Genomic DNA, 6,703 nt, shown 5'->3' on the forward strand with positions numbered 1-6,703 from the left:
AACAGGGCTTGGACTAGCTATAACAAAAAGTATTGTAGAAGCACATGCAGGAAGGATCTGGGTAAAATCCTCAATTGGAGTGGGGACGACTTTCTCATTCACCCTACCTTTTTTTAACTAATAGAAAACCCGCCAACTCTAAATTGGCGGGTTACTTGTTTTATCCTTCTTGCTTCAAGGCTTTACTCTCGGCCTTTTCTTGTCGCATCTGTTTTAAGAAACGATGCGTCTCAGCTACAACGACACCTGAGAGACCAAGAAGACCAATTAAGTTTGGCACAGCCATAAGACCATTCATAATGTCGGCAACGCCCCAAACAACGTCTAAGCTTGCACCTGCACCTAATGCAACTGCTAATACGAATAACACACGATACACAACAATAGATTTTTGTGATTTGAAAAGGTAATAGAAACATTTTTCCCCATAGTACGACCAGCCTAGAATCGTTGAGTAGGCGAAGAATACTAAACCTACAGCAACAACAATGGCCCCTGCTGGTCCTAAGAAGTATTCAAATGTCGCAGAGGTAAGCGCGGCACCCGTTTCTCCACCTGTATAAAGATTACCCATTACAAGAGCAATACCAGTGATTGAACAAATAATAATCGTATCAATAAAGACTTGAGTCATCGATACAAGCGCTTGACGTCCTGGATAATCTGTCTTTGCCGCCGCAGCAGCAATCGGAGCAGAACCTAGACCAGCTTCATTGGAGAATACACCACGAGCTACCCCGTATTGAATAACGACTCCAATCSCTCCACCCGCAACAGCCTGACCAGTAAAGGCATCAGAGAAAATTAATGCTACTGCACTAGGAACAAGTGTCACATTGCTTAAAATTAAAATAAGACCAGCACCAACATAGAATAAAGCCATTAAAGGTACGATAAAAGCAACGGCGCGACCAATACTGCGAATCCCACCTAGTAAAACAAGACCTGTGAAGATGGCAAGAAGAATACCGGTAATCMAAGGGTTAATACCCCAATTACTCTCAATAACAGCAGCTACTGAGTTTGATTGAACCGTATTACCAATACCAAAGGCAGCGATAGCAGCTAAAATGGCAAAGGTTACACCGAGCCATTTCATTCCTAGACCTTTTTCAAGGTAATACATTGGTCCACCAGCCATTTGACCGTTCTTATCTTTTTCACGGTACTTAACGGCTAGAATAGCCTCTGCGTATTTTGTAGCCATACCGAAAATAGCAGATAGCCACATCCAAAATACAGCACCCGGCCCCCCGATGACAACAGCGGTTGCTACCCCGGCGATATTACCTGTACCAACTGTAGCAGCAAGTGCAGTCATTAGAGATTGGAAGTGAGAAATATCTCCTTCTGACTTTTTGTCTTGCTTACGACTAAAAGCAAGCTTTAGTGCATAAGGCAAAGTAGAAAATTGAAGAAATGCGAGACGGAATGTAAGATAAATACCTGTTCCGACTAATAAGATCAAAAGCGGTGGTCCCCATACGAAACCACTAATCTCGTTAATTGTCTGAATTAATCGGCTTTCTTCTTCCATCATAAACCCCCCTTTTAATTGCATTAATAGTATTAATATTCCGAAAATATGACGAATTTGTCAAGCTCTAAATAAATATTGGCTAAAAGACAAGCTAGTTGCCATATTAGCAATCATCATGTCGACGTTCAACTAGTGTGGAAGGTATTCTAACATAACTAGTTTTTTTCATAGAAAAGAAGTACTATTAAGTTTTGAGAATTGAAGAGGACGTTAGGTGAGTAAAAGATGGATATCGAGTTAACAATAGTTGGAACATTACTCGCATTGGTTGCGACAATTGGATTAATTTTAATAAGAGTAGCACCTGCTTATGCAATGATTGCTGGGGCTTTAATTGGTGGTGTGATTGGTGGCGCTACTTTACTGGAAACGGTTGAATTAATGATCGGCGGCGCCGAAGGGATGGTAGGGGTTGTCTTAAGGGTTTTGGCTGCGGGTATTCTCGCCGGAGTGTTAATCGAATCTGGTGCTGCAAAAACAATTGCTGAATCAATCTTATATAAGCTTGGCGAAACAAAGGCTTTGCTTGCTGTTGCAGGGGCAACAATGGTGTTGACAGCTGTAGGCGTATTTATTGGTGTAGCCATCTTAACCGTGGCCCCAGTTGCCTTATCGATTGCTAAAAGAGCAAACCTGTCAAAGATGGCGGTCTTGCTTGCCATATCAGGAGGTGGGAAAGCTGGAAATATCATTTCACCCAATCCAAATACAATCGCAGCAGCAGAAGCGTTTCAAGTACCTTTAACGTCTGTGATGTTTGTCGGAGTAGTCCCGGCTTTAGGCGGAATGGCCATTACTTATGTGCTAGCACGTAAACTTCGTAATGTTGGAGATGCTGTGGAGGAGAATGAACTTCCAAATGAAGTTGTAGGTGAATCACCAAGTTTGGCTAAAGCTCTTGCCGCTCCAGGAGTAGCGATTGCTCTATTGCTTTTGCAACCTCTCTTTGGCATACCTATTGACCCTCTCTTCGCTCTACCAATAGGTGGTGTAATAGGGGCACTTGTGATGGGTAAAGGAAGACATTTAAATCATTATATCCATTCTGGACTTGAGAAAATGGCAGGAGTGGCGATTTTGTTACTCGGAACAGGAACGTTAGCGGGAATAATCACCCACTCTGCTCTAATTGATCAAATATTACATGGAATTGATGCACTAAGCTTACCCGCTTATTTCCTAGCACCGATTGCTGGTATTACCATGTCTGCCGCTACAGGGTCGACAGCTGCCGCTACAGCAGTAGCCGGTAATGTATTTGCCCCAACGATTTTAGAGCTCGGCATTCATGCCTTAGCAGGAGCTGCGATGGTTCATGCTGGAGCAACAGTGCTTGATCACATGCCTCACGGAACATTTTTCCACATTACACGAGCCAGTGTTGGAATGGCAATGAAAGAGCGTTTTAAACTCCTGCCGTATGAAACATTAATCGGGGTTGTCATTGTGGTGATTTCAACCTTAATATTTGGTGTGTTTGGATTTTTATTCTTTGGCTAATAACAAGTAGCTGAATAGTTTGCTTCCATCCTCGTACATACTAATTTCGATCAGTGAAAACAGATCTGCTTATCAAATTTTAGGAGGGTAAAACGATGAAAAAAGATGAGAACAAGCAATACCAGCAACAAGGACCATATGATGATGTTGAATATTCAGCAGAAGTAGCCGATGCAGAAGATAAAGAAGCGATGGCTCGAATGAATGAAGCGGACAATCGAGCTAAACAGGAGAAAAAGAAGTAATAAATGAGCTAAAGAGAGTATGGCGTCTTCCTTTTATAAAAGAGAAGGCGCTTTATTAATTTTAATAAAAGTGTGAAAAAACTGACTTATTTTGCTACTATTTAGATAGTGAAGACAACTTGGGTAACTAGGAGCAAAATAAATGAAAAAACTTAAATTCCCTAAAAATTTGATAGGGGGCAGAGTAATAAAAACGGGTGTAGCCGTTTTTATTACTGCATTGGTGTGTCAGTTGCTCAACCTTCCTGTGGCGTTTGCTATTGTAACAGCAATTGTTACAATTGAACCTACAGCAGCAGATTCGATAAGGAAGGGGATGCAGCGTTTTCCAGCATCTTTAATTGGAACAGCGATCTCACTTACAGTCATCTATATATTTGGACAAAGCCCACTTGCCTATACGTTAGCGGCCGTATTGACCATTGTGGCATGTACAAAATTAAAGTTAGAGGCCGGAACACTTGTAGCAACCTTAGCAGCTGTAGCTATAGTCCCTACGGTTGAGGCAAACTATATGATCGCTTTTTTTGAACGAGCTGGAACAACTACGATAGCGCTTGTTATTTCAACAGTTGTGAATGTCAGTATTCTCCCACCTAAGTTTTCAAAGATTATAGCAGAAAGAAACCTTATGCTCTTTGGTAAAGTGGCAACTTTAATTTCACAAATCGGGGTACAATTGCCGAGTGAGCAAGTGTATATAAAGAAAGCTAAAAAAGAATATGACCAATTAACAAAAGAAATTGAGAAGTCATTGCAACTATGTCAATTTCAACTTGAGGAGTGGAAATTTCACAAGCATTCAATTCAAGATATGAGAAGATTTCATTTTGAACAAAAAAAATTGCAATTGCTTCAGCAAATTCTTTATCATTTGAATAGTGTATTTGTGACGAAAATTAATAAATATGAGATGGATGGTGATAAAAGATTGCTTTTATCTCAGACTTTACATGTTCTCTCCTTAGGTCTAAATGATTCAACGTATCAAATAAATGCTGAACACGTACAGATTATCAAGAAGTTGGATACGAAATTTTGGCATATACGCTCAGAGGTAGCAGAACAAGGAGAGGATAAGAGGAAATATCATCATCATTTTTCCACAGAAGCGGTTCTTTATTTTGCTTTATTATCAATTCATGACATTTTAGAGGAACTAGAACATCTTCGTCATCATTATCAAAAGTTCAAACCGACTCATTTAGAAAAGGAGACCTCTACATGAATAAAACAGCTATATTTGCCCATCGCGGAGCTTCGCTTCATTATCCGGAAAATACAATGGTTGCTTTTGAAGCAGCGTATCAGCTAGGGGCCGATGGAATTGAATTTGATGTCCAGCTAAGTAAAGACTTAGTACCGGTTGTGATTCATGATGCGACCTTGAATCGTACRACGAATGGGTCAGGTTATGTGGGAGCTCATACCGTTGAACAATTAAAGAGCCTAAGTGCTGGTTCTTGGTTTGACTCGGCGTTTACTGAGGAAACAATTCCAACGTTAGAAGAAGTGCTTATTTGGGCAAGCGATAAAGAGATGACATTGAACATTGAACTAAAAGGAGCGATCACGCAGCGTGACCATGTCGTGAAGACCATTCTGCCTCTTTTCCATGAGTACGAGCTAACAAAGCGTGTCATTCTTTCTTCTTTTGACCACAATGTGATCCATCAAGCTCTAAAAGTAGCGCCAGAACTTGAATCAGCAGTTATCGTGACAGCAGCATTATATAAGCCAGAAAGATATGTAAAAGAAGTAGGTGTTTCGGGGTATCATTTTATGTCTCCTTTACTATTAGAAGAAGAAGCTAAAGCGTTGATTCATGCTGGAATTAAGATCAGGCCTTATACAGTCAATAGCGAGGGATTGTTAAAAATGTATATGGAGTGGGAATGTGCAGGGATTTTTACTGACAACCCTAAGCTTGCCCTGCAAGTACGAGAGCAATTAAACGATAAGGAGTAACTCTTTATCGTTTTTTATTATGGGATTTTTTCCATTTAGTGATTGCTGATCGGATAAGTAAAGCATGGGTGATGTTTCTCTCCGATTTTCTTAAAGGCGTATTACTCCTTGGTATGATAGGATTATTGTTTTATGGTGCTTATACGATTTGGCCATTCCTTGCAGCCACGATGCTAGCAGTTGGTGGATACGTCCTCATTTTTACAATCACAGCGGTCTCTCTCATAATGGCTGGGGTGATTGATCTTCTTATTAAGAAAAAGATGCCTGAAAAAAGAGAAGCAGACCATTCAAAGGATGTACAAAGAAAAGAGACGATGATTCAAGCTATTAAAGGTGGATTGGCTTATGTAAGGCAAAGTCCTTTCCTACTAGCATTAATGACTTCGACCATTTTTTTGAACTTTTTCTTTAGTGGCCCCTTGCAGCTTGGGATGCCGTTATTTTCCTCTCGGATTTTAAACGGGGATGAAGTTACGTATGCCTTGTTAAATGGAGGAATTGCTGCTGGAATGCTAGTAGGTGGAGTGGGAGTTGGGCTGTTGAATATTCAACGGAAGAGAGGTCTTTAGCCTTTCAACAACTTTTATAAGCAGTATGTTCTTCATTATTTTACTGGGAGTCGCCATTAGTGTCACTAATATACCGTTGATTGCCGTTATTCAAAGCCATATAAAAAGAGAATACTTAGGTAGAGTGATGAGCTTAACATCGTTTGCTTCAATGGGTTTATTACCAGTTTCCTATCTGGTGACGTCTTTATTTTTAGCGATAGGCATAGCTATAGAGATGATCATGCTTGTTAGTGCAGTTGGTTTAGCTGTTGTTTGCTTCATTATATTGTTTAAAGCAAAAGCATTACGTACAGCAGATTAAATTAGAAGTGTTAAAGAAATGAAAAGAACATTTAAAAAACGCTTTCATTTTTCGAGGAGGTCTAGTATACTCATCAATAAGAAAGCGTTATTACTAAAAGTTTCCGAAACGTTTTGGAGGTTGTCGTGACTACAATAAAAGATATTGCGAGGGTGGCTGGCGTTTCGATCACAACCGTTTCGAGAGCTTTAAACGGGTATAGTGACGTGAGTGAAAAGACTAGACGGCGTATACAGGAAGTGGCGAAAGAATTAAAGTATAGCCCGAATGCTGTAGCTAGAAGCCTGGTCATGAATCGTTCGAAAACCATTGGCCTTCTTGTTTCAGAGATAAGCCGTGAAGGGGCAAAAGATAATTTTACGTTTGAGGTATTGTGTGGGATTAATGATCGTGTGGCAGAACTTGATTATGATCTGATCTTATTTAATACCAATTCAGCTCAGCAAAAGGTAAAAAGCTATACGCAATTATGTCGTGAACGCCGAGTTGAAGGAGTTATTTTACAAGGGATCAAAACAGATGATCCTTATCTAGAGGAAGTAATTGAAAGTGATATTCCTTGCGTTGTAGTAGA

At 40.2% G+C, this 6,703-nt stretch carries 9 protein-coding genes; 8 read left to right on the forward strand and 1 reads right to left on the reverse strand.

Annotated features, from left to right (window positions below; genetic code table 11):
- Window positions 1–121 (forward strand): ATP-binding protein (locus AB685_RS30595; protein WP_131709656.1); only part of this gene is annotated, 121 nt, incomplete at its 5' end.
- 39 nt (window positions 122–160) lie between these two features.
- On the opposite strand, the gene AB685_RS24700 is transcribed toward AB685_RS30595, so the two are convergent.
- Window positions 161–1,537 (reverse strand): sodium:alanine symporter family protein, encoded by a 1,377-nt coding sequence (locus tag AB685_RS24700; protein WP_047973241.1) that lies wholly within the window; start codon window positions 1,535–1,537, stop codon window positions 161–163.
- 228 nt (window positions 1,538–1,765) lie between these two features.
- On the opposite strand from AB685_RS24700, the gene AB685_RS24705 reads away from it, so the two are divergent.
- The 7 genes from AB685_RS24705 to AB685_RS24730 form a co-directional block, all read left to right on the forward strand.
- The gene (locus AB685_RS24705) at window positions 1,766–3,040 is read left to right on the forward strand and encodes a Na+/H+ antiporter NhaC family protein (protein ID WP_047973242.1); all 1,275 of its coding nucleotides are present in this window, start codon (window positions 1,766–1,768) and stop codon (window positions 3,038–3,040) included.
- Window positions 3,041–3,135: 95 nt separating this feature from the next.
- Entirely contained in the window at window positions 3,136–3,285 is a 150-nt protein-coding gene (locus tag AB685_RS30600; RefSeq protein ID WP_082153761.1) for a YfhD family protein, read from the forward strand.
- A 142-nt stretch (window positions 3,286–3,427) separates the two neighbouring features.
- A complete protein-coding gene (locus tag AB685_RS24710; RefSeq protein ID WP_047973243.1) occupies window positions 3,428–4,513 on the forward strand; it encodes an aromatic acid exporter family protein in 1,086 nt (361 codons plus the stop codon).
- Entirely contained in the window at window positions 4,510–5,253 is a 744-nt protein-coding gene (locus AB685_RS24715; protein WP_047973244.1) for a glycerophosphodiester phosphodiesterase family protein, read from the forward strand. The genes AB685_RS24710 and AB685_RS24715 overlap by 4 nt, the downstream gene beginning before the upstream one ends.
- Before the next feature lie 38 nt (window positions 5,254–5,291).
- Entirely contained in the window at window positions 5,292–5,825 is a 534-nt protein-coding gene (locus AB685_RS24720) for an MFS transporter (RefSeq protein ID WP_047973245.1), read from the forward strand.
- Window positions 5,826–5,976: 151 nt separating this feature from the next.
- Complete coding sequence (locus tag AB685_RS31470; protein WP_198530580.1) at window positions 5,977–6,129, forward strand: hypothetical protein; 153 nt, start codon at window positions 5,977–5,979, stop codon at window positions 6,127–6,129.
- Between the two features lie 125 nt (window positions 6,130–6,254).
- A partial coding sequence (locus AB685_RS24730) for a LacI family DNA-binding transcriptional regulator (protein ID WP_047973247.1) occupies window positions 6,255–6,703 on the forward strand: 449 nt, incomplete at its 3' end.

It is taken from the genome of Bacillus sp. LL01 (genome assembly GCF_001037965.1).

Coding starts and splice junctions, on each gene's coding strand:
- AB685_RS24710 (WP_047973243.1), top strand. CDS start 3,428: ATGAAAAAACTTAAATTCCCTAAAAATTTGATAGGGGGCAGAGTAATA.
- AB685_RS30600 (WP_082153761.1), top strand. CDS start 3,136: ATGAAAAAAGATGAGAACAAGCAATACCAGCAACAAGGACCATATGAT.
- AB685_RS31470 (WP_198530580.1), top strand. CDS start 5,977: ATGGGTTTATTACCAGTTTCCTATCTGGTGACGTCTTTATTTTTAGCG.
- AB685_RS24705 (WP_047973242.1), top strand. CDS start 1,766: ATGGATATCGAGTTAACAATAGTTGGAACATTACTCGCATTGGTTGCG.